The following is a 22,138-nucleotide window of genomic DNA, read 5'->3' as shown; positions in this document are numbered from 1 at the left end:
GCGGTAGTTCAGTCGGTTAGAATACCGGCCTGTCACGCCGGGGGTCGCGGGTTCGAGTCCCGTCCGCTGCGCCATATTTTCCAGTTCCGACATGTCGGAGCTGAGATTGAACAGCCAAGGCTGATTGATCAGATGTTTAAAGACGGTTGAGGGTTTACGCTCAGCCGGTCAAGCGATACGCAGCGGTAGTTCAGTCGGTTAGAATACCGGCCTGTCACGCCGGGGGTCGCGGGTTCGAGTCCCGTCCGCTGCGCCATATCTGCCTCAAGGCCCACTGAACGCCTTGAAGCACAAAGAAAGCGTTAAGCCTCTTTGATCCGATAGCAAATACCCTGGTCGAAAGACCGGGGTTTTTTGTGTCTGCGATTTGGTGCCGAGCCCGCTTCGGTCAAGCAATGTGGAAGAGGGCAAGCCCGCTCCCACCCTTGAATTGGGTCAGAAGCCCAACGTGTCCCGCAAGCCGTAATACCAGGCCCCCAGCGCTGCAAACGGTGTGCGCAGCAGTTGCCCGCCCGGGAACGGGTAGTGCGGCAGGTCTGCAAACGCATCAAAACGCTCTGCCTGGCCTCTCAGCGCTTCGGCCAATACCTTGCCCGCCAAGTGCGTGTACGTCACGCCATGGCCGCTGCAGCCTTGGGAGTAATAGATGTTGTCGCCCAGGCGTCCCACCTGTGGCAATCGCGACAGGGTCAGCAGGAAATTGCCGGTCCAGGCGTAGTCGATTTTCACATCCTTGAGTTGCGGGAAGGCCTTGAGCATTTTTGGGCGGATGATCGCTTCGATATTGGCCGGGTCGCGCGCGCCGTAGACCACGCCGCCGCCGAAGATCAGGCGCTTGTCGCTGGTGAGGCGGTAGTAGTCGAGCAAGTAGTTGCAGTCTTCGACGCAGTAGTCCTGCGGCAGCAACGTTTTGGCCAGCTCATCCCCCAGCGGCGCCGTAGTGATGACTTGCGTTCCGCACGGCATCGACTTGGCTGCCAGCTCAGGCACCAGGTTGCCCAGGTAAGCATTGCCGGCGACGATGATGAACTTGGCTCTCACCTTGCCCTCGGCGGTGTGCACCACCGGGTTGGCGCCACGCTCGATGCGTATGGCTGCCGATTGCTCGTAGATCGTGCCGCCCAGCGACTCCACCGCGGCGGCTTCGCCCAGCGCGAGGTTGAGTGGGTGGATGTGGCCACCGCTCATGTCCAGCAGGCCGCCGACATAGTTGTCACAGGCCACCACTTCGCGGATGCGGCGCTCGTCCAGCAGCTCCAGTTGTGTATGGCCGTAGCGTTCCCACAGGCGTTTCTGCGATTCCAGGTGGCCCATGTGCTTGCTGTTAAGGGCGGCGAACACGCCGCCGTCCTTCAAGTCGCACTGGATCTGGTACTTGGCGACGCGTTCGCGAATGATCCTGCCGCCTTCGAATGCCATTTCCCCCAGCAACTGCGCTTGTTTGGGGCCGACGCTGCGCTCGATCACATCAATGTCGCGGCTGTAGCTGTTGACGATTTGCCCGCCGTTGCGGCCCGAGGCGCCAAACCCCACCTTGGCGGCTTCCAGTACCGTCACGCGAAAACCGTGCTCCAGCAGAAACAGCGCGCTGGACAGGCCGGTGTAGCCGGCACCGATCACGCACACATCCGTTTCGACTTCACCTTGCAGCACCGGGCGAGGCGGAACCGCATTCGCGGACGCGGCGTAATACGACTGGGGGTAGGGGGTGTTCGCCATCCTGGAACCTCTGTTTTATATTTTTTACGAGTGCCGCGATCCTACCTCAGTTGAAAATCGGCTGCCAGCCACCCGAAAATCACGGCTGTGCTCGCCGCGAATAAATAATTCGCATATTCATAGGGTTAGCTGCAAAAAAGATGTTGACACCCCTTCGGAATTCCGTAGAATGCCGCCTCACAGCAGGCACGTAGCTCAGTTGGTTAGAGCACCACCTTGACATGGTGGGGGTCGTTGGTTCGAGTCCAATCGCGCCTACCAAACAAAATCCGCTCTGCTGGGCGGTCTAGAAGGGCTCACCGAAAGGTGGGCCCTTTTTTGTTGCCTGCAATTCAGGCAAACACCCACCTTGGCGCAAGTCGCCAATATCGGGTCTTGCTCAGGCGTCAGCAGAAAAGCGTAGCCACCGATAGCAGGCAGATGATTTGAACCACCATCTGGCAGCGTATCTCACCGTTTGTTGTCGCCATGCCCATTTGTCCGGCGTACATAGTGGCTACCCTCTTTGTCGGCAACAGTGCCGTTAGCGCTGCGCGGGAACGCGCAGTGGCTTCATTGAGTATAGGTCTGTAACAGGATTCTTCACGGTTGCGTCGTTCGGGTGCGGTTGAGCACGCTTTCTCCGGCCCCGGCGGGCAGCCGATACACGTCAATCAAGCCCACAAGACCCAGCAGCGCCACGCCCACAAACGCCACGCGGAAATCTCCGGCGCCCGCGTGCGCTTCGTGTCCTTGCATCGCCATGGACGCCCGCAGCAGCAAGGCTGCGATCGATACGCCCAGGCCCATAGCCAGTTGGAATGCCATGCTGAACAGTGCCGATGCCTCGCTCATCCGCGCTTTGGGCACATCTGCAAAGCCAATTGAGTTGTAGCAAGTGAACTGCATCGAGCGAGACAGCCCGCCGACAAACAGCACCGCCGCAATCAACGCGAACGGTGTTTGCGCCGTGAACAAGGCGCACGCCGCGACCAGCGCGATGCCGATTGCGCCGTTCACCAGCAATACAGTGCGAAAGCCGAAGCGCTGCATGATCGCGGTTGTGAACGGCTTCATCGCCAGGTTGCCGGCAAACACCGCGAGCACCAGCAGCCCTGCATCCACCGGCGACAGTCCAAAGCCGACTTGAAACAACAACGGCAGTAAAAAGGGCAGGGCACTGATGGCGAGGCGAAAGAGCGAGCCGCCGAAAATGCTCACCCGGAAGGTATCGATGGACAGGGTCTGCAGCGGCAGCAACGGTTCGGCATGCCGCCGGCAATGACGCACCGCCCACACGGCAAAGAATGTGCCCGCCGCCACCAGCGCGAAACCGGGAAGCAGGGTTTCGCTGGTCTGGATGCCCAGCCATTCCAGCCCGCCAAGCAGGGCCACGCACGCGCTCGCCAGCAGTACAAACCCCTTGCCATCGAATTTGCGCACACTCGCCTCGCGCCCCTTCGGCACCAGCAACAGCGCGGCAACCAGCGCCAGCGCGCCCAGTGGGAGGTTGATGTAGAAGATCCACGGCCATGACGCATGCGTGACGATCAGGCCGCCCACCAACGGCCCAAGAATCGGCGCGACCAGGCCGGGCCACGTGATCACGGCGATCATGTTCACCAGGTCTTTTTTGTCGGTATTACGCAAGACCGCCAGGCGCCCCACTGGCACCATCAGCGCGCCGCCGATTCCTTGCAGCACCCGGGCGATCACAAACATTTCAAGGCTTTGGCTCATGCCGCAAAGCAGCGAGGCGAGGGTGAAGACGACGATCGCTGCGGCAAACACCCGGCGTGCGCCAAGACGGTCGGCGATCCAGCTGGAGAGCGGAATAAAAATCGCCACGGCCAGGATGTAAGCCGTGATGCCGATATTCATGTCGACCGCAGTGACCCCAAAGGCAGACGCCATGGTGGGCAGGGCGGTGGCGATGACCGTGGCGTCGAGGTTTTCCATGAAAAAGGTCACGGCGACCACCAGTGCAATCAGGCGGGTGTGCAGGCCGGAAGTAGATGTCACGTCAGAAGTCACCCGTGCTGCCCCTTGTTCACTCAGCGTCGATCGATCTTGACGATACCGGGTCAGCCCTGGACGCGCACGCACCCATCAATGGGTCTGCGTCACTTTCTGCAAAAACCTCGGCTGATCAGGGTTACGCCCGCGTGCAACTGCCAACTGCGCCGCGTTCAGATAGAACCCCTGAATCATGGTGAATGGCTCCAGCAACGGATGCGCCGTCGGTACGCCAGGCAGCAAGCCCTCACATGCTGTGCCACGTGGCGCCACGACCAGCACGTGGGCGCCTCGGGCGCGCATTTCCTCGGCGAACGCCAAGGTGCCGGGTTGCTCCGGGCCGGAGGGGGCGAAGACCAGCACGGGGTAGCCTTCTTCGATGATTTCCATCGGGCCGTGGCGCACCTCTGCGCTGGAAAACGCTTCGGCCTGGATGCCGGAGGTTTCCTTGAGTTTCAGCGCCGCTTCCTGGGCAATCGGCAAAGCTGCACCGCGCCCGACCACGATCATCTTGTCGGCGCTCGCGAGCAGGTCCAGCAGCGGCGACCAGTCTTCGTCGGCAGCTTTACTCAGTTGCTCCGGCAACTGCCGCAGGGCGACGCTCAACCCGTTGTCGATAGCCAGGGCGTCTGCCAGGCTGGCCACCGTTTGGGCGCCGGCCATCAACATCGCCACATAGCTTTTGGTGGCTGCCACACTGTGCTCAAGGCCGGCAGGCAGCAGGATCTCATGGTCGCTCACGCCTGCCAGCGCTGAGTCGGGTGTGTTCACCAGCGCCACCGATTGCGCGCCGCGTTGCTGCAGGTAGCGCACGCTGTCGATCAAGTCCGGGCTTTTGCCGGACTGGGAAAAGGCTGCGACCCAGGCGTTTTTCAGGCGCAGTGGCGGTTGTTGCAGGCTCACCAGCGACAACGGAATCGACAGGCTCGGGATGCCGACCTGGCTCATCAGCGCGTAGCTGAAATACGCCGCGGCATGGTCCGAGCTGCCGCGCGCCACGGTGATCAACAGTTCCGGCAGCGATTGTGCCCATTGCCGGCTCAGCCCGCGAACGGCGCTGTCCTCGTCGAGCATGCGTTGCACAATCGAGGGGATGGACAGGGTTTCACTCAACATCAATGACATGCTCAATCTCCAATAGCGTCGATGCATTGGCCTGCAGCGATCAATTGCTGGGCGACGGCGTTCAGCCCGGCGGCGTCCATGGCCATGCTGAAGGCGCCCCACAGCGGCGCGTCGTGGGTGAAATGTGCGGTCGCGAGGGTCGGCGGGAAGGGCACCGCACGCTGGATCAACTGTTCGATCATCGGCGCCAGCAGTGCGGCCTGGCGGTAGAGGCCGCCGCCGACGGTGATGCGTTCGACGTCCAGTGCCACTGCGAGGTTGGCAATGTGCACGGCGCAGGCGGCGATGCGCACTTCAAGCGCCCTGCGCACGCCCGTGTCAGTGCTGGCAAACAGGTCCAGCGGCTGTCGCCCGTGCCCCAACATTTCTTCTGCCAACTGGCTGAGGGCGTTACCGGAAAACAGCTCCTCCAGCGGCGCGTGGCCGTTTTGATAGGTTGCCCATTGATCAGGGTGTGCCGGGTCAAGGAAGGGCGACAACAGGTAGCCGATCTCCATGGCCGCGCCGTTATGCCCGCGAATCAATTTGCCATTGGCAATCGCCGCTGCCGATAGGCCGGTGCCCAGGTTCAGGTAGATCGCGTTGTCGACCCCCGCCAGCGAGCCCCAGCGCACCTCGGCGAGGGCGCCGGCCTTCACGTCGTTATCGAGGCTGATGCACGCGTTGTCGAATGACTCGGCGATCAGCGCCAGCAGGTCCAACCCTTCGAACCCCGGCGTATTGGGCGCCATCAGCAACGTTGGGCCGCGCACCACGCCGGGGAATACCGCCGCGACGCTCAACACGTGGGCATTGTCGAATTCGGCGACGCAGTCGCGTGCGGCGCCGAGGATGCGCTGCAGCGCCGGCGCGCCGGACAAGCCATCGGCATGGGTGGCGAGAATCCGCGTGTTCATGCGCTGGCGCGCGGTGTCGTAGCAGGCGACCTGAGTCTTGGTGCCGCCCACGTCGATCGCCAGTAACAAGCCTTGCCTGGGCGCCGCAGCGCCCGTTGGTTCGAATAATTCGTGCATTGCGTCAGTCACTTATTGAAAGGCCACAGCCGTTGAACCCGCGCCCAGAACAGATAGGCCACGCTGCCGGCGAGTACCCACACCAACGACCACTGGATCGGGTAAGCGCCGGGCGCATTGTGGTTGGACGCCATATAGATATAGACCCAGCCCAGCAGCGCAATGAATGCAGGTACCGGGTAAAGCCACATTTTGTAAGGCCGCGCGAGGTGCGGTTTGGTTTTACGCAGGACCAGCAACGAGACGATCTGCGCCACCGACTGCACCAGGATCATCACCGTGGTCAGCAACTGGATCAGCGTGTTCAAGTCGGTGAGGCGCCCGATCATGAAGCCAACCGAGGTCAGCAGGCCCATGCTCAGAATGCCCCAGGTCGGAAACTCGTGCTTGGGGTGGGTTTTGCTGAACGCGTTGAAGAACACCTTGTCTTTGGCCGCCTCGAAAGGCACGCGAGAGCCGCCAAGCAAACCGGCGAATACCGAGGCGACGGCGGTGATCAGGATCAGCACAGTGACGATTCCGGCGGCGGTACTGCCCCAGGTTTCACTGAGCACCACTGAGGCAACCGACTTGTAGGCAGCCGACTCCGGGTCAAGCATGCGGTGCCAATCGACCACGCCGAGCACGCCGACTTGCATCACCAGGTAGATCACCAGGATGCCGACAATTGAAAGGATGATCGACTTGGGAATCACCCGCCCCGGTTGCTCGACTTCACCGGCCAGGTAGGCCGAGGTGTTATAGCCCAGGTAGTCATAGATGCCGATGGTCAGGCCACCGGCCATGCCGAACCAGAAGCCGCTGTCGGCCAGGTTGAAGGCGCCTTCCGGGAAGGTGAACGCCAGGTCGGCATGAAAGTTGGACAGGGCGGCGGCAATCAGCGCGCCGATGCTGACCAGCATGATCACCCACAGCACGATGCTCAATTTGGCGATGGACTCGATCTTGCGCCACAGCATGGCGATGATCAGCCAGATGACGACCAGGCCGATCAGGTTGCCGGCGGTCTGGCTCATGTCCGGCCAGAACCAGGTGAGGTACTGCACGAAGCCGATGATGCCGGTGGACATGATCAGCGGGATAAACAGCATCGCCGTCCACACGAACAAAAACGGCAGCAACTTGCCGGTGCGTTTGCCGAAGGCTTCGCGCAGGTACACATAGGTACCGCCCGCACCCGGCAACGAAGCGCCGAGTTCAGCCCAGACCAGGCCGTCACACAAGGCCAGCAACGCGCCGAGGATCCAGCCCAGATAAGCCTGGGGCCCGCCCATGATCACGATCATGGCCGGAATGGTGATAAACGGGCCCACGCCGCACATCTGGCTCATGTTCAGGGTGATGGCGGGGAATAGGCCGATTTTGCGTTTGCCGTTGGGCAAATCCGGATCGACAGGTGTCAGCGTGCTCATGGGGACGACCTCTTGTTCGAGTGACAGACGCGTGAGGGCAGGTTGCGAAAAGGGATTGCTTGCCATCGAGGGTGCTGTCGACCCGTCATTGTTTTTATGGGGCGTAACCGGCGTTCGCAGTGGCTGCGAGAGACCGAGGCGCTTAGAAAACCACAGCATGAGCATTAATTCAACTTGATTTAATTAATCGGCAGCGCGGATCATCGGCCCATGAAAAACCCTCAGAACAAACGTTCCGTCACCACCGGCACCAACGCCGAGCACGCCCGGCTGCACAACCGGCGGGTGATTCTTGAAGCCATCCGCCAGAACGGGCGGCTGACCCGTGCCGACCTCACGCGGTTGACGTCGCTCACCGCGCAGACCATTTCAAATATCGTCACCGAGCTGCAGGACGAAGGCGCGCTGCTCGCCCATGCAGCCGAGAAAGGCGGGCGTGGCCAGCCGCCGGTGCCGCTGTCGCTGAACCCTGACGGCGGCTATTCGATCGGGTTTCACGTTGAACAGCACCGCATCATCGGTGTGCTGCTCGATCTGCTTGGCGAGACGGTTGCCCAGATCACACTGGCGGTCAGCTACCCGACCTTCGAGCAGGCGTTGCCGCTGATTCTCGACACCGTGAAAGGCTTTCAGCAGCAACGCCCGGGTGGGCGATTCCTCGGCGTGGGCATTGCCTTGCCCGGCCCGTTCAGTGTCGAAGGCATGACCGCCGTGGGCCCGACGGCAATGTCCGGTTGGGACGCGGCTGACATCCCGCTGCGCTTGCAGCAGGCGCTTGGCCTGCCGGTGTTGATTGAAAACGACGCCACCGCCGCCGCCATGGGCGAACGGCTGTATGGCGTTGCCAGCGACTTGAACAATTTTGTGCACCTGTTTATCGGCAGTGGCCTGGGCGCCGGTCTGTACCTGGAAAACCGCCTGTATTCCGGCCATTGGCACAATGCCGGCGAAATTGGCCATATGACCGTCATTCCGGGCGGCAAAGCCTGTGACTGCGGCAATCAAGGCTGCCTGGAGCGGTACATTTCCATCGCGGCCTTGCTGGAGCACTTGGGGTTGCCGGCCGAGCATGACCTGGGCGCATGGGACGCCAACGATGCGGCCCTCAATGCCAGCGTTGACCTCTGGCTGGATGAGGCGGCGCCGGCGTTGCGCCAAGCCATCAACATTCTTGAATCGGTGCTCGACCCGCAGACGATCCTGATCAGTGGTTTCCTGCCCGAAGCCATACTCGCTCGGCTCATCAGCCGCCTTGAACCATTGAGCCGTTCCATCAGCAGCCGTTCCGACCGCCAGTACCCACGCATTCAAATGGGCACGGCCGGGCACGATGCGGTGGCGTTGGGGGCGGCGGCGTTGATGATTCTGGCGGAGATCAGCCCGGATTATGAGGCGCTGCTCAAGCCCGAGTAGGGCAGGCATACTGGCCGGCCAATCAAACCAAACCAGGGAGCGCGTGATGGAGTTTGCAATGGAAGTGTCGTTCGAGGTGACGGCGCAGGAGCGTGAGGCGATCCTCAAGCCGCTGCGGGCTTATAACCTCAGCCATACCGGCGAACTGGCCTTCGAAACCGTGGGTATTCTGCTGCGCGATCCCGCCACGCAAGCCGTGGTGGGCGGGCTCTACGGGAAAATTTCCTACGGGTGGCTGTTCATCGAGTTGCTGAGCATTCCGGACTCGATGCGCACCCAAGGCACCGGCACGCGGCTGATGCACACCGCTGAAAACCTGGCCCGGGAAAAAGGGTGTGTCGGGATCTGGCTGGACACCTTCAGCTTCCAGGCGCCGGGGTTTTACCAAAAGCTGGGTTTCAGCGAGTTTGGCCACATCGCTGATTACCCGCCGGGGCATCAGCGACACTTTTTCCAGAAGCGCCTGGCCTGATCCTTCAGTTGATCACCGTGATCGCGCCAATCGCGATCGCGGCCACCAGCATCACGCCGACCGTGCCGACGGTCCATTTCAATGAGACGCGCTGGTTGTCGCCATAGTCGATATCCAGCAGCCCGCATAGCAGATAAGTGGATGCCACCAGCGGGCTGAGCAGGTGAACCGGCTGGCCGATCAGCGAGGCGATCGCCATCTCCTGGCCATCGATGCCGTAATGCGCGGCGGTCTGTGCCCATATCGGCAGCACCCCGAAGTAGAACGCATCGTTGGACAGTACGTAGGTAAACGGCATGCTCAGCAGCGCAGTGATGACCGACAGATAGGGGCCGGATTGCTGCGGCAGTATCGCAATGAGATTGTCGGAGATCGCCTTGACCATGCCCGTGCCGCTCATGATGCCGACGAAAATCCCCGCCGCAAAAATCAGCAGGCTCACCGCCAGCACGTTTTCGGCGTGCCGCGAAATCACCTCCTTTTGCTGCTTGAGGGACGGGAAGTTCACCAGGCACGCCAGGCCAAATGCGATCATAAACAGAATCGGCAGTGGCATCAGGTTGATCATCATGCAGGTGATCAGCGCAACCGTGAGCACGACGTTGAATACAAAACGCGGGTCGTTCAGGCGCACGTGGGCATAGCCTTTGAGCACTTCATCTTCGCTGATGCTCACCACGCCGAGACGGCGAAATTCCATGCGCCCCAGCCACCATGCCGCAAACAATACCCAGGCACCGCCGGCGACCATGATCGGCACCATGGCGATAAACAGCTGGGTAATGTCTACGTGCATGGCGCTTGCCGCCCGAGAAAACGGCCCGCCCCACGGCAGGATATTCATCACGCCAATGGCCATGAGCAGCACGGTGGCCATCACCTGCAGGCGAATGCCGGTCAGGCGGTACAGCGGCAAAAAGGCCGCAGTGGCGATGATGTAAGTGGTGGCGCCGTCGCCATCCAGGCCGACGCACAGCCCCAGTACCGCCGTGCCCACCACGATTTTGCGCGGGTCGCCCTTGACCAGGCGAAGGATCACTTTGATCAGCGGGTTGAACAGGCCGGCGTCGGTCATCATGCAGAAATACAGAATGGCAAAGGTCAGCATGATGCCGGTGGGCGCGAGCAGCTTCAGGCCGTCGTACATCATGCCGCCGAGCTGGGGCGCAAAGCCCGCCAGGCTGCCAAAGACAATCGGCACCAGTAACAGCGCTACCAGGGGTGACAGGCGCTTGCTCATGATCAGGTACATGAAGCAAACGATCATGGCGTAGCTAAGGAAAATCAGCATGGGTATTCCTTGTGGCGATCTTGTTATTGTTCTATCAGATAGAACGCTATGCCTTCTGATAGAACAAATGTCGAGGTTAATTTGCGGCCTGTCAACCGGATATTTTCCGTGACGCCAGAGAAATTCGACAAGCCCACCTCGTTTATCCTGATCTAATCCGCCAATTTCAGGCTTGGCGTTGACACATAAAATATTCGCGCTCATTATTAATTTCAGAACATGGTTCTGTCAGATAGAACAAACACAAACAGACTTCGAAAGGCCCGATGATGACCCCCGACCACAACATCGACATTCTGATCAGTGAGGTAGGCCCTCGTGATGGCCTGCAAAGCGTCAAGACCACCCTGCCCACTGAACTTAAAATGCAGTGGCTGACAGCCCTGGCAGACAGTGGGCTCAGGGAAATCGAAACGGGTTCTTTCGTGTCGCCCAAACTGTTGCCGCAAATGGCCGATGCAGCGCAATTGGTTGCCCATTTGCGCCAGCGTCCGGACGTGTTTGTCACCGCGTTAGTGCCCAACCTCAAAGGTGCGCAGGCCGCATTCGATGCAGGTGCGCAGAAAATCACACTGCCTGTCTCGGTCAGCGAGCCCCATTCCCTGAGCAATATCCGCAAGACCCATGTGCAGGTGTTCGAGGAAGTGCGCGCAGTGATCGCGTTGCGTAACGAGCATTTTCCTCACGTTGAAGTCGAGGCCGGTTTGTCGACCGTGTTCGGCTGCACGATTCAGGGCGAAGTGCCGGAAGACGATGTCATTGCCATGGCTTTGCGCATGGCGGAGCTCGGTGTGGATGAGGTTGGCCTCGCGGACACGGTGGGGTATGGAAACCCGGCGCAGGTGCGCCGTCTGTTCACACGCCTGCGGCATGAAATCGGTGTGAAGGCCGGCAGTGCGCATTTCCATAACACCCGCGGTCAAGGGTTGGCGAATGTGCTGGCGGCGCTGGATGTGGGGGTGACCACGTTTGACGCCTCGCTGGGTGGCTTGGGTGGCTGTCCTTATGCGCCGGGCGCGTCGGGCAATATCGTTACCGAAGACCTGGTGTATCTGCTGGAGTCCATGGGCCTGCGTACCGGGGTGGATATCGACAAGCTGGTGGCCGCGCGCGAATGGCTCAAGCGCGGATTGCCGGGGGAGCCGCTGTACGGCTTTATTCCCGATGCGGGCGTGGGCAAGAACTTTCACTACGCCGGGAGCGCGCGATGAGCACGTCGAATCAGACGCTTCAGGGCTTGCCGCTGGCGGGCATTCGGGTAGTCGAGTTTGTGCACATGGTCATGGGCCCGACCTGCGGGCTGGTGCTGGCGGACCTTGGTGCAGAAGTGATCAAGGTCGAGCCGGTGGCTGAGGGCGATAACACACGGCGCCTGACCGGTTCGGGCGCCGGTTACTGGATGACTTACAACCGCAACAAGAAAAGCTTTGCCGTCGATATCAAAACTGAGGACGGCATGGCTGCGGTGCGCAAGCTGATCGAAAGCGCCGACGTCGTCACCGAGAACTTCCGCCCCGGGGCCATGGAAAAGCTGGGCCTGGGTTATGAACAGGTCAAGGCGATCAGGCCCGATATCATCTACAGCTCGATGAAAGGTTTTTTGCCTGGCCCTTACGAGCACCGCACGGCGTTGGATGAAGTGGTGCAAATGATGTCCGGGCTCGCCTACATGACCGGCCCCGAAGGGCGACCGTTGCGCGCCGGGGCGTCGGTGAATGACGTGATGGGCGGCATGTTCAGCGCCATCTCGATCCTTGCCGCGCTGTGGCAACGCAATGCGACGGGGGAGGGCCAGTTTGTCCAGACCGGGCTGTTCGAGAATTCGGCGTTCCTGGTTGGCCAGCACATGATGCAAATGGCGACTACCGGCAAGGCAGCCGCACCGATGCCCAGCCGCCTGTCAGCGTGGGCGATCTACGATGTGTTCAATACGGCTGACGATCAGCAAGTGTTTATGGGCGTGGTCAGCGACAGCCAGTGGCAGGCTTTCTGCGAGGTTTTTGGCTTCGCGCAGTTGGGCTGCGATCCGCACTTTGCTCGCAACACCCAAAGGGTGCATGCCCGTGCGCAGATCCTGCCGCAGGTGCGCGAGCGGCTGGCGAGCCTGAGCAAGGCGGTAGTCATGGCGATGTGTGAGCAGGCGGGCCTGCCGTTCTCGCCGATCCAGCGCCCTGAGGATTTGTTTGACGACGTGCACTTGAATGAATCCGGCGGCCTGGCGCACTTGACCCTCGACAATGGGGAGACGGTCAAGGTGCCGATGCTGCCCTTCGAAATGAACGGCCGACGCTTTGATACACGCTTGAATGTGCCGCCATTGGGCAGCCACTCTCACGAACTGCTTGAGCAGTTGGGTTACAACGCAGGCGAGGTCGACAGCCTGCGCGAACGTGGCGTGGTTCGCTAGGCCTCGGGAAAAAGGGTATGTTACGACCACTTAGCGCGACCCGCGCGCCCCCGGACGGCATGACGCCGCCGGTTTCGCGGGCGATGAAAACACAATGAGTGGTCATGAGTAACGAACCCCGGAACAGCCTTCCCGAACAACCCGCGCCCGCCGAAGGTGGCGTCGCCGCGGTTGACCGTGCCTTCGCCATTCTTGGTGCTTTCGATCAGGAAAGCTTGAGCCTGGCGGAGATAGCGCGGCGCACGGGCCTGTACAAAAGCACCATCCTGCGTCTGATCACGTCCCTGGAAAAAGCCGGGTTTGTGCGGCGTTTGAGTGACGGCCAATACTCCGTCGGGCCGGAGCCGTTGCGGCTGTCGCAGTTGTACCAGGCCTCGTTCCGGCTGCGGGATGTGATTCATCCGTTGCTGGAAGCAATTACCGAGGAGAGCGGTGAAACATCCTCCTTCTATGTGTACGAAAATGGCAGCCGGGTGGTCCTGTTTCGGGTTGAACCCAAGCGGGCGGTGCGTGTTTCGGTGCTGGAGGGTGCGCGCTTTCCCTTGCATGCCGGTGCGTCCGGCAAGGTGCTGCGGGCCTTTTCGCGGCAGGGCGATGCGGCACTCGGGCTGGAGCGTGAACAGCTGTGGGCGTGCTCGGTGGGTGAGCGCGACCCGGAAACCACGGCGGTCTCGGTCCCGGTGTTCGCCATGGGCGGCGAGTTGAAAGGCGCACTGACGCTGTCGGGACCATCCGATCGCTTGCTCAAGGAACATATTCCCCACGCGGCCTCGATCCTGCTGCGCAATGCGGCAATCGCTACGAGTGCGCTGGGTGGCAATGCGGCCGAGTTGCGTATGGCCCTGGAAAAGCTCAATCCGTAAGCATTGAATCGTCGGGTGGCGTGCCGGATCATCCGGTGCCCATCACCGACAAAATTTATTGGTTCGCAGCAACAATTTTTCTTGTTGGACACCTCCCGCCCCCAAGCAGCAAAGTTGCCGCCACTGACGCTCGACCTTCCGGGTCAACAATAAAAACCGCGCCGGGCTGCACGCTACTTTCATGCTGTGAACCCTTTGTTCACATCCTGCTGTAATGGCGCCGCAGCGCGCATTCAAGGACCTCATCGTCATGCAAACTGTTGTGAACCTATGGCCGTTGATCGGCGTACTTGTCATCGTGGTTGGCTTCGTCTTGCGCTTCAATCCGCTGTTGGTGGTTACTGCAGCCGCTATCGCCACCGGGCTTGCTGCCCATTTCCCGCTGGAAAAAATTCTCGCCAGCATGGGCGAAGGCTTCCTTCAGACCCGCGCCCTGCAATTGATCCTGTTATTGCCCCTGGCGGTCATTGGCCTGCTGGAGCGCCATGGCCTGCGCCTGCATGCGCAGAACTGGATCGCGCGTTTCGAACGAGCCACGGTCGGGCGCCTGTTGATCATGTACTTGTTTGTGCGCGAAACCACGGCGGCCATGGGGCTGACCAGCCTGGGCGGGCACCCGCAAATGGTGCGGCCGCTGCTGGCGCCGATGGCCGAAGGTGCGGCTGAAAAGCGCTACGGCAAATTGCCGGACGCGTTGCGCCACAAGGTGCTGGCCATGTGTGCGGCGACCGATAACGTCGGGCTGTTTTTTGGTGAAGACATTTTTGTCGCCTTTGGCGCAATCGCGCTGATGCACACGTTCTTGCTGGGTTCGGGGATTGATGTGGAACCCTTGCACATCGCGGTGTGGGGCATTCCGACGGCGATTTGCGCCTTTATCATCCACGCGATCCGCCTGCACCGCTTTGATCGACGGCTGACCCGCGAAATGGCCGGCACCGCCGCTCCGGTGGAGGCAGCGCAATGATTATCTCGATTGAATACCTCTACTGGCTTGCCGGCGTTTTGCTGCTGATCACGGCGGGCATGATCCTGTTGGATCGCACGCACCCCAAGCGCTGGTCCACGGCGCTGTTCTGGTTGCTGTTCGCGATTCCGTTCCTGGTGGGCGAGCGTTTACCGTCAGTGGCCATCGGCGCGGGCGTTGTGGTGATGGCGCTGATTGCAGGGTTTGGCGGTGTAGGCCGTGGAACCCATGGCCAGCTGCATGACAAGGCCGCGCGTGCCAGTGCGGGGCGCCTCGGCCACAAACTGTTTATTCCGGCGTTGGCCATCCCGCTGACCACGGTGATCGGTTCGGTGTTGCTCAAGCACACCGAGATCGGTGGCGTGCCGCTGCTGGACCCGAAAAATACCACTTTCGTTTCGTTGGGCATCGGTTGCCTGATCGCCCTCGGCCTGGCCTGCTGGCTGACCCGCGATACGCCGCTGCAAGCCTTGCGCGAATCTCGACGCCTCACCGAAGCCCTGGGCTGGGCGATGGTACTGCCGCAGATGCTGGCGATGCTCGGGCTATTGTTCAACGAGGCGGGCGTTGGGACGGCCGTCGCCCACGTCACCACCACTTACATCAACCTGGATTTCAAGTTGGTGGCCGTCATGGTGTATGTGTTGGGGATGGCGCTGTTCACCGTGATCATGGGTAACGGCTTCGCCGCCTTTCCGGTCATGACTGGCGGTGTCGGCGTACCCGTGCTGGTGGGTATCTACGGCGGCAACCCGGCGGTGATGGCGGCGATCGGCATGTTCTCCGGCTACTGCGGTACGCTGATGACCCCCATGGCGGCAAACTTCAATATCGTCCCGGCGGCATTACTGGAGCTGCCGGACAAAAACGCGGTCATCAAGGCTCAACTGCCGACCGCGCTGATGATGCTGGTGGTCAACATTGTCCTGCTTTACCTGCTGATGTGAGGCCAAGATGCAAACCGTACTGCTGACGGGCTTCGAGCCCTTTGATCAAGACCCGATCAACCCTTCCTGGGAGGCCGCGCGCCAGTTGAATGGTGTGCAGCTGGGCGAGGGCGTGCAGATTATTGCGCGCCAGCTGCCCTGCGCGTTTTCCACGGTGGGCGCGTGCCTGGCGCAGATGATCGATGAATTACAACCTGCGATGGTGATAGCCACGGGCCTTGGGCCTGGGCGCAGCGACATTTGCGTCGAGCGGGTGGCGATCAACGTCAACGACGCACGTATTCCCGATAACCTGGGCGAACAACCCATCGATACCGCTGTTGTGGTCGGCGGGCCGGCGGCTTATTTCAGTACCTTGCCGATCAAGGCGATGGTCGGGGCGGTGCGTGAAGCGGGGATAGCGGCGTCGGTTTCGCAAACCGCGGGTACATTCGTGTGCAACCAAGTGTTCTATCTATTGCAACAGGCGCTGGAGGGGACGGGTGTGCGCAGTGGTTTTGTGCATGTGCCGTACCTGCCGGAACAGGTAGTGGACTCCGGGCTGCCGTCAATGCCATTGGCGACCTTGGTTGACGGTTTGCGCGTGGCGATAGGGGCAGCGTGGCAAACCCGGGTGGACGCGGTTGAGGTCGGCGGGCAGGTCAGCTGACCTGCCGGGCGTGATTCAGCCGCTCAGCAACCGGGTCAGGCCGAAGGTAATGGCGCAGGCCAGGCCCTTTTCCAATACACCCAACCTTTCAGTCTTCGCGCCGTGGAAAGAACAACGTGAAACACGTCACGTCCTGCTCACTGGTGACGCTGTACCGGCCGTTATGCAACTGCATGATGGTCGCCACAATCGAGAGGCCCAGCCCGTTGGACTGCGCGGAACGTTCGCGGGATTCGTCGACGCGGTAAAACCGCTCGAACAACCTTGGTAAATGCTGCGCGGCAATGGTTGTTCCCTGGTTGCTCACGCTTAGGGTCAGACCTTCGGCGTCCGGAACCGCCTGAATCACCAGCTCTGAATGCGGCGCGCCATACTTGATGGCGTTGGCGCACAGATTGGCCAACGCGCGGCGCAGCAGCATCGGTTCGGCCCAGATCACGCCTTCGCCCTGGGCGAGAATGCGCATATCCACATCGCTCGCCAGCCCTTCGAAGTAGTCGGCCATACGCTCCACTTCATCCGCCGCGCTCAGCGCCTGGCGTTGGCGCAGGGCGCTGGCCGGGTCGGTGCGGGCGAGGAACAGCATGTTGTCGAGCATTCGCGCCAGGCGTTCGAGTTCTTCGACGTTGGACGCCAGCAGGTGCTGATAGCTCTCGATGCTGCGACTTTGTTGCAGGGCGACCTGGGTTTCCCCCAGCAGGTTGTTGATGGGTGTGCGCAGTTCATGGGCCATGTCGGTGGACACCTGGCCCAGTTGCACAAACCCTTTGGCCAGGCGTTCGAGCATGGTGTTGAACGAGTCGATCATCGGCAGCAGCTCTTTTGGCGCGCCGTGGCTGTCCAGACGTTCGGCCAGGTTGCCGACACCAATGCCTTGGGCGTGCCTGGCCAAACGCCGTAATGGCACCAGCCCGCGGTGTACCAGCAGGTAGCCGACCGCGGCGAGAATGAGGGCGGCAATGCTGGCCAGAATGAACACGCTTAAGCGATAGCTGGCCAGCATGGCGGTGCGCTCAGTCATCAGGCGCCCGGTGGTGACCTGCAGGCTGCCCAGGTCACCGGAGTCGATGGACGCGGCCACGGTGGCGAAGGGCACGCCATTGATGCCAGGCAAATGATGCACATCGGCAAAACCCAGTTCCTGGTTTTTTGGAACGGGCGTTACCGACGGCATTTCAATATTGCCCGGGTTGACCAGCAGCAACGGCTTCTGCCCGGGCGCCGCGATGCTCAGCACCGACTCGCTGTTGCCCAGCATGTTTCGAAACAACTCAGGCTTGGTCTTGATCAGGTCAAGGGTGTTGCTGTCATTGAGCAAATTGCGTAACTGGTCTGCGCGATAGATCAGCGCCGCGTCGTCACGCTTGATCAGCTCGCGCTCCAGCTCGCGGTACAGCGCAACGCCCAGTGTGGCCAGCAAGGCGAAGGCGAGCAGGGCGAAGATCAGCGCCAGGCGCAGGGTCAGTGAGTAATGGCGGCGATGGCTCATGGCTGGGTATCGAAGCGGTAGCCGATGCCCCGCACGCTGTGGATCAGCTTGAGCTGGAACGGGTCGTCGATTTTAAGGCGCAGGCGCCGAACGGCCACGTCCACCACATTGGTGTCGCTGTCAAAGTTCATGTCCCATACCCGCGAGGCAATCATCGAGCGTGACAGCACTTGGTCCTGATGAGTAGCGAACAGGTGCAGCAGCGCGAATTCTTTGTTGGTCAGGGTGATGCGTGTACCGCCGCGGGTGACCCGGCGTTTCAGGACGTCGATTTGCAGGTCGGCGATCTGCAGTTGTTCTTCTTCGCGGCTAGGGCCTCGACGGGTCAGGGTACGCAAGCGCGCGACCAGCTCGGCGAAGGAGAAGGGTTTTATCAGGTAGTCATCAGCGCCCAGTTCCAGGCCCTTGATGCGGTCGGCAATGTCATCACGGGCGGTGAGAAACAGCACCGGCGTGTCGGCTTCTTTGCGCAGCCGGCGCAGCACTTCCCAACCGTCCATTTTCGGCATCATGACATCCAGCACGATCACGTCGAACGGCGTTTCCAGTGCCAGGTGCAACCCGTCCACGCCGTCACGGGCGAGGCTGACCGAGTAGCCCAGTTCCTGCAGGCCGTTGAGCAGGTAATTGCCGGCCTTGGGTTCGTCTTCGACTACGAGAATGTTCATGGGAAGTGCCCTGGTTCTGTGCGTGGCGCCAGTGTAGCCCGATCAATTGTCACTGGCGCAACCGATGCCTTGTACCTGGTAGTCCAGCACATGTTCACGGCCTTGATGGTCGAGGTAGTCGAGGCGGGCCGGAACGATGCCGCATTGGCCGTAGGTGTCGGTGCTCGCCAGCACTTTGTCGACATCCAAGTGTACGAAGAAGCCGGTCTTGTCGTGGATAACATTGGCGGCAGGGGCCGTGTCGGCAGCAAACACCGAGCCGGTGGCGAGTAAAGCAGCAAAGCCGAGGGCAAACAGTTTCATGGCGGTATCTCTCTTTAAGGGTTGGCTGCCGGGTCGTGGCAGTGAGTTCACAGTAACCAGGCGCCGCAAACAGCCAACCAACAGGATCATGACAAGTTCGTAATGAACGGATTAAGGCTGGCGACCGGACGCTTCGAGGATCAGGTCGGTGATTTCCTTGGCGTGGGACACCAGAGACAAGTGGCTTGAAGGCAGCTCGATCGTGGTGGCGTTCATGCGCTTGGCGAGGAAGCGTTCCAGGTCCGGGTTGATCGTCTGGTCATTGCTCGACACGGCGTACCACGACGGCTTGGTGTGCCAGGCGGCGTTCACGGTGCGGCCGCTGAACAAGGTCTTGGTGATCGGTTGCTGCACGGCGTACAGCTCCAGGGCCTTGGCGTGCGGCACATCCGCGGCGAAATACTTGAGGAAGGCGTCCTGGCTCAGGGTGAGGTAGCCGTCGTGGTCTTCGACGCCGGAACGCACCGGCATGGTCGGGTACTTGGCCGAGAGGGCGACGAAGTCTTCGTTGGCATCCGGCGCGCGGGCGGCGACGTACACCAGCGAGCTGACTTTCGGGTTGACCCCTGCGTCGCTCACCACGGTGCCGGCGTAGGAATGGCCGACCAGCACGGTAGGACCGTCCTGTTGGTCGAGCACGCGATTGGTCGCGGCGACGTCATCTGCTACCGAGGTCAGCGGGTTTTGTACGGCGGTGACGTGCAGGCCGGCGGCCTGGAGGCGGGTAATCACTTCGGACCAGCTTGAGCCGTCAGCCCATGAGCCGTGCACCAGCACCACGTTGTTGGCTTTGACCGGTGCGACGGTGCCGGCCATTGCGGTGCCGGTGCCGAGCATCAACAGGCTGGCGGCAATCAGGCAGAGTTTGCTTGCAGGTTTCATGGGTGGACCCTTTTCATCAGTAGGAAGTGGCGTCAACCGGTGTGGGTGACTGACGACTCCACTGTATGAAGTGAGGGTGCTGACAAGACTGACAGCTTCATTACAAGGTTGTAATGCAATGTCACGGGGAGCCGTCCCCCAGCGTTTACAAGTGGGGGAGTGATCCGTAGATTGCATCGGGGTCAGCATTTTTTACCGACTAAAAGGGAAGCCCAGCCGTGTCCATCCGAGGTTCAGCCGTATTTGCCCAGCGTTACCGCGCTTTTCTGTTCGACATGGACGGGACTTTGCTCAACTCGATTGCCGCCGCCGAGCGCGTATGGAGTACCTGGGCCGAACGCCATGGCCTGAATGTGGCAGCGTTCCTGAAGACCATTCACGGTGCCCGGGCAATCGACACCATCACTCGCCAGGCGTTACCCGGTGTCGATCCCGAGCGTGAGGCGCAATGGATCACCGAGGCGGAGATCAATGATGTCGAGGGCATTGTGGCGATTGCCGGCGCCGTCGAATTCTTGAAGCAATTACCCGGCGATCAGTGGGCGCTGGTGACCTCTGCCCCGAGGGAGTTGGCGTTGCGTCGCCTGCAAGCCGCGGGCATTGCCCCGCCGGCGGTGCTGGTTACCGCCGAAGACGTGGCCAGCGGCAAACCCGATCCGGCCTGTTATGTGCTGGGTGCGCAGCGTTTGGGTGTACCGGTGCAGGACTGTCTGGTGTTCGAGGATGCGACGGTGGGGATTCGAGCCGGGGAGGCCGCAGGGGCGGACGTGATGGTCGTAACCTCGACGCATCTGACGCCCTTGGTAACGGCCCATGCGTGCATTGAAGGGTATGAAGCGTTGCAGGTGCAGCGCGATGCCGAGGGTTTTCTGCAGGTACAAAACCTGGCGCGGTGATGAAAAGCGACCGAAGCCTTTGCCGGCCCCGGTCTCACTTGCCATGGGATGGGGCGGAGGAGGCTTGCGACCGGCCGCTTCTGATGCCCTGGCGCGACAGCACCATTTCTCTGAGTATTTCGTTGGCGAGTCGGGCAATAGCCTCCGCGCCGTGATAGTGCGCGCGAACGATCCCGGTGATTGCAAAATGGTCGGTTTCCGGGCCACTGAGAATGGCGGATAGCGTACCGTCGGCGTGCAGCGTGCAGGTCACACTGTAGCTGGGCAGGCGGGCCGCCAACGCTGACTCGATTTCGGATTTACTGAGGCTGTCCATCCGCGTTAGCGCCTTTCTCTGAGCGTTCAAGCCCAAGCATAGGTCGTGCTACGCCACTGTAAATACCGATGATCAGATAGCCGACACAACGGATTCATCGTACGGTTTTATGATGGGTACGGTGGTCGGCGCGCTGGCATAATCTGCGTAAAACGGCTTTCTGGATCGGCTTGAGGCAGAACACAAAAAGGTAGCCGCATAGAAACAGCGCCAGGTCCAGCCAGGAACGCTTGCTGGGGTCGCTGACGTCTTCAATTTCGAATTTCAGGCCGTAACCCACCGCCACGAAGACCATCCCGATAAACAGGGCGATCATCCAGGATCTGGACACAAGGGGTTGCCTAATCGTTGGCCTCATCGACGTGCTCCCGAATTTGCTCGGATGGCAAGGTAATAGTCAGGAGATTCGGCTACGGATTGAGTCACAAGTTCCAGACATCAAGACAGTTTCATCTTGCGGTGAAGCTGAGGGCGCAAGAAAGCGCGGGCAGGTCAAGAAGGTTTTCGCCAGCCGTCACAGTGAACGAAAGGGCTGGCTACTGGGAGTGCTTCAAGGCGTCTGGTTTTTATCTGGAGCAGTCAGGCCCGCCTGGATACGCTGGTAAATCTCCTCGCGATGCACGGCAACGTCCTTGGGTGCGTTGATGCCGATTCGTACTTGCTGGCCGCTGACGCCCAGGATGGTGATCGTAATGTCATCACCGATGTTTATGCTTTCACCGACTTTGCGGGTGAGTATAAGCATGGACTTCTCCTTGATTACTTTTAAGGACACATGTTTCAGACAGGGCAGATGTCGGATGTGTGTAGCTTACTGCTAAGCGCTTCCCTGTGACTGCCTCTTTTAGGACGCATAGAGGCGGCATTAATTCCCATGGCGGCATCATACAGGTCTGCGATACATCATTCGCATTGTTTAAGCCAAGGTTTATGACGGCCAGAATAGACAGTGAATGATAAAGTTGCCTCTTTATCCTTAAAGGAGCAGGGCAGTGCGTAAAGTAGCGATGGCAATTGCGGTGTTGGCATTGACCGGTTGCGGTGAAGGTAAACCTGTCGATACCCCCAAGGCCAAGCCTGCCGTGACCGAAAGCCAGCCACAAACCGGCGCGATTGCCGCCCAGGAATGGGACGTCTGGGTCGGTCCGCCGGACCACAAGCTGCAGGCGCTTACCGACCTGACCGCCTGGTTGCTGGAACATGGTTTCAATTTTTATATCGTGAAAGTCGATGGCAAGGACGAGGTGCTACTCGGGCCGTTCGCCAGTAAGGCCGAGGCTGAGGCCAAACAGGCGCAACTGACCGAAAAAC

23 protein-coding genes and 2 tRNA genes are annotated in these 22,138 nt (G+C 60.7%); 12 read left to right on the top strand and 13 right to left on the bottom strand.

Annotated features, from left to right (window positions below; genetic code table 11):
• Positions 1-179: 179 nt before the first annotated feature.
• Positions 180-256 (top strand) — tRNA-Asp (locus WBB95_RS02730).
• 179 nt (positions 257-435) lie between these two features.
• Here WBB95_RS02730 and WBB95_RS02725 read toward each other — a convergent pair.
• The gene (locus WBB95_RS02725) at positions 436-1,719 is read right to left on the bottom strand and encodes an NAD(P)/FAD-dependent oxidoreductase (RefSeq protein WP_424486177.1); all 1,284 of its coding nucleotides are present in this window, start codon (positions 1,717-1,719) and stop codon (positions 436-438) included.
• Positions 1,720-1,903: 184 nt separating this feature from the next.
• Between WBB95_RS02725 and WBB95_RS02720 the strand changes: the two genes are divergently transcribed.
• Positions 1,904-1,980: transfer RNA gene (locus tag WBB95_RS02720), tRNA-Val, on the top strand.
• 321 nt (positions 1,981-2,301) lie between these two features.
• Here the strand turns inward: WBB95_RS02720 and WBB95_RS02715 are convergent.
• The 4 genes from WBB95_RS02715 to WBB95_RS02700 all read right to left on the bottom strand — a co-directional run bounded on the left by WBB95_RS02715 (position 2,302) and on the right by WBB95_RS02700 (position 7,264).
• A complete protein-coding gene (locus tag WBB95_RS02715) occupies positions 2,302-3,720 on the bottom strand; it encodes a DHA2 family efflux MFS transporter permease subunit (protein ID WP_424486176.1) in 1,419 nt (472 codons plus the stop codon).
• 87 nt (positions 3,721-3,807) lie between these two features.
• On the bottom strand, positions 3,808-4,839 hold the full coding sequence (locus WBB95_RS02710) for an SIS domain-containing protein (RefSeq protein WP_424486175.1): 1,032 nt from the start codon (positions 4,837-4,839) through the stop codon (positions 3,808-3,810).
• A 2-nt stretch (positions 4,840-4,841) separates the two neighbouring features.
• The gene (locus tag WBB95_RS02705) at positions 4,842-5,852 is read right to left on the bottom strand and encodes an ROK family protein (protein ID WP_424486174.1); all 1,011 of its coding nucleotides are present in this window, start codon (positions 5,850-5,852) and stop codon (positions 4,842-4,844) included.
• Between the two features lie 8 nt (positions 5,853-5,860).
• A complete protein-coding gene (locus WBB95_RS02700) occupies positions 5,861-7,264 on the bottom strand; it encodes an APC family permease (protein ID WP_424486173.1) in 1,404 nt (467 codons plus the stop codon).
• 210 nt (positions 7,265-7,474) lie between these two features.
• Between WBB95_RS02700 and WBB95_RS02695 the strand changes: the two genes are divergently transcribed.
• Together WBB95_RS02695 and WBB95_RS02690 are read left to right on the top strand one after the other, a co-directional pair.
• Entirely contained in the window at positions 7,475-8,677 is a 1,203-nt protein-coding gene (locus tag WBB95_RS02695; RefSeq protein WP_424486172.1) for an ROK family protein, read from the top strand.
• Positions 8,678-8,723: 46 nt separating this feature from the next.
• Complete coding sequence (locus tag WBB95_RS02690) at positions 8,724-9,149, top strand: GNAT family N-acetyltransferase (protein WP_424486171.1); 426 nt, start codon at positions 8,724-8,726, stop codon at positions 9,147-9,149.
• 4 nt (positions 9,150-9,153) lie between these two features.
• Here WBB95_RS02690 and WBB95_RS02685 read toward each other — a convergent pair whose 3' ends face one another.
• A complete protein-coding gene (locus WBB95_RS02685) occupies positions 9,154-10,440 on the bottom strand; it encodes a CitMHS family transporter (protein ID WP_424486170.1) in 1,287 nt (428 codons plus the stop codon).
• A gap of 269 nt (positions 10,441-10,709) precedes the next feature.
• Between WBB95_RS02685 and WBB95_RS02680 the strand changes: the two genes are divergently transcribed.
• The 6 genes from WBB95_RS02680 (at position 10,710) to pcp (ending at position 16,273) form a co-directional block, all read left to right on the top strand.
• Positions 10,710-11,651 (top strand): hydroxymethylglutaryl-CoA lyase, encoded by a 942-nt coding sequence (locus WBB95_RS02680; RefSeq protein ID WP_424486179.1) that lies wholly within the window; start codon positions 10,710-10,712, stop codon positions 11,649-11,651.
• Positions 11,648-12,847 (top strand): CaiB/BaiF CoA transferase family protein, encoded by a 1,200-nt coding sequence (locus tag WBB95_RS02675; RefSeq protein ID WP_424486169.1) that lies wholly within the window; start codon positions 11,648-11,650, stop codon positions 12,845-12,847. The genes WBB95_RS02680 and WBB95_RS02675 overlap by 4 nt, the downstream gene beginning before the upstream one ends.
• A 104-nt stretch (positions 12,848-12,951) precedes the next feature.
• Complete coding sequence (locus WBB95_RS02670; RefSeq protein ID WP_424486168.1) at positions 12,952-13,710, top strand: IclR family transcriptional regulator; 759 nt, start codon at positions 12,952-12,954, stop codon at positions 13,708-13,710.
• A gap of 250 nt (positions 13,711-13,960) precedes the next feature.
• Entirely contained in the window at positions 13,961-14,677 is a 717-nt protein-coding gene (locus WBB95_RS02665; RefSeq protein ID WP_424486167.1) for a DUF969 domain-containing protein, read from the top strand.
• A complete protein-coding gene (locus WBB95_RS02660) occupies positions 14,674-15,624 on the top strand; it encodes a DUF979 domain-containing protein (RefSeq protein WP_424486166.1) in 951 nt (316 codons plus the stop codon). The genes WBB95_RS02665 and WBB95_RS02660 overlap by 4 nt, the downstream gene beginning before the upstream one ends.
• A gap of 7 nt (positions 15,625-15,631) precedes the next feature.
• Positions 15,632-16,273, top strand: a complete 642-nt coding sequence (gene pcp, locus WBB95_RS02655; RefSeq protein ID WP_424486165.1) for a pyroglutamyl-peptidase I — start codon at positions 15,632-15,634, stop codon at positions 16,271-16,273.
• 88 nt (positions 16,274-16,361) lie between these two features.
• Here the strand turns inward: pcp and WBB95_RS02650 are convergent, their stop codons facing one another.
• The 4 genes from WBB95_RS02650 to WBB95_RS02635 form a co-directional block, all read right to left on the bottom strand.
• Positions 16,362-17,762: a heavy metal sensor histidine kinase gene (locus WBB95_RS02650; RefSeq protein ID WP_424486164.1), complete on the bottom strand. Its 1,401-nt coding sequence runs from the start codon at positions 17,760-17,762 to the stop codon at positions 16,362-16,364.
• A complete protein-coding gene (locus WBB95_RS02645; RefSeq protein ID WP_424486163.1) occupies positions 17,759-18,430 on the bottom strand; it encodes a heavy metal response regulator transcription factor in 672 nt (223 codons plus the stop codon). The genes WBB95_RS02650 and WBB95_RS02645 overlap by 4 nt, the downstream gene beginning before the upstream one ends.
• Positions 18,431-18,472: 42 nt before the next feature.
• Positions 18,473-18,733, bottom strand: a complete 261-nt coding sequence (locus WBB95_RS02640; RefSeq protein WP_424486162.1) for a DUF2790 domain-containing protein — start codon at positions 18,731-18,733, stop codon at positions 18,473-18,475.
• Positions 18,734-18,844: 111 nt separating this feature from the next.
• A complete protein-coding gene (locus WBB95_RS02635; RefSeq protein ID WP_424486161.1) occupies positions 18,845-19,615 on the bottom strand; it encodes an alpha/beta fold hydrolase in 771 nt (256 codons plus the stop codon).
• Positions 19,616-19,833: 218 nt separating this feature from the next.
• Between WBB95_RS02635 and WBB95_RS02630 the strand changes: the two genes are divergently transcribed.
• Entirely contained in the window at positions 19,834-20,511 is a 678-nt protein-coding gene (locus WBB95_RS02630) for an HAD family hydrolase (RefSeq protein WP_424486160.1), read from the top strand.
• Positions 20,512-20,545: 34 nt separating this feature from the next.
• Here WBB95_RS02630 and WBB95_RS02625 read toward each other — a convergent pair whose 3' ends face one another.
• The 3 genes from WBB95_RS02625 to csrA form a co-directional block, all read right to left on the bottom strand.
• Positions 20,546-20,827, bottom strand: coding sequence for a hypothetical protein (locus WBB95_RS02625; RefSeq protein WP_424486159.1), 282 nt, complete (start codon positions 20,825-20,827; stop codon positions 20,546-20,548).
• A 94-nt stretch (positions 20,828-20,921) separates the two neighbouring features.
• On the bottom strand, positions 20,922-21,185 hold the full coding sequence (locus WBB95_RS02620; RefSeq protein WP_424486158.1) for a hypothetical protein: 264 nt from the start codon (positions 21,183-21,185) through the stop codon (positions 20,922-20,924).
• Positions 21,186-21,377: 192 nt separating this feature from the next.
• Entirely contained in the window at positions 21,378-21,572 is a 195-nt protein-coding gene (gene csrA, locus WBB95_RS02615) for a carbon storage regulator CsrA (protein WP_003192511.1), read from the bottom strand.
• A gap of 262 nt (positions 21,573-21,834) precedes the next feature.
• Between csrA and WBB95_RS02610 the strand changes: the two genes are divergently transcribed.
• Positions 21,835-22,138 (top strand): SPOR domain-containing protein (locus tag WBB95_RS02610; RefSeq protein ID WP_424486178.1); only part of this gene is annotated, 304 nt, incomplete at its 3' end.

Source organism: Pseudomonas sp. (genome assembly GCF_049645325.1).
Lineage (GTDB): Bacteria > Pseudomonadota > Gammaproteobacteria > Pseudomonadales > Pseudomonadaceae > Aquipseudomonas.
The sequence above is the reverse complement of the archived record's forward strand: the minus strand, read 5'-3'. Positions and strand labels throughout refer to the sequence as shown.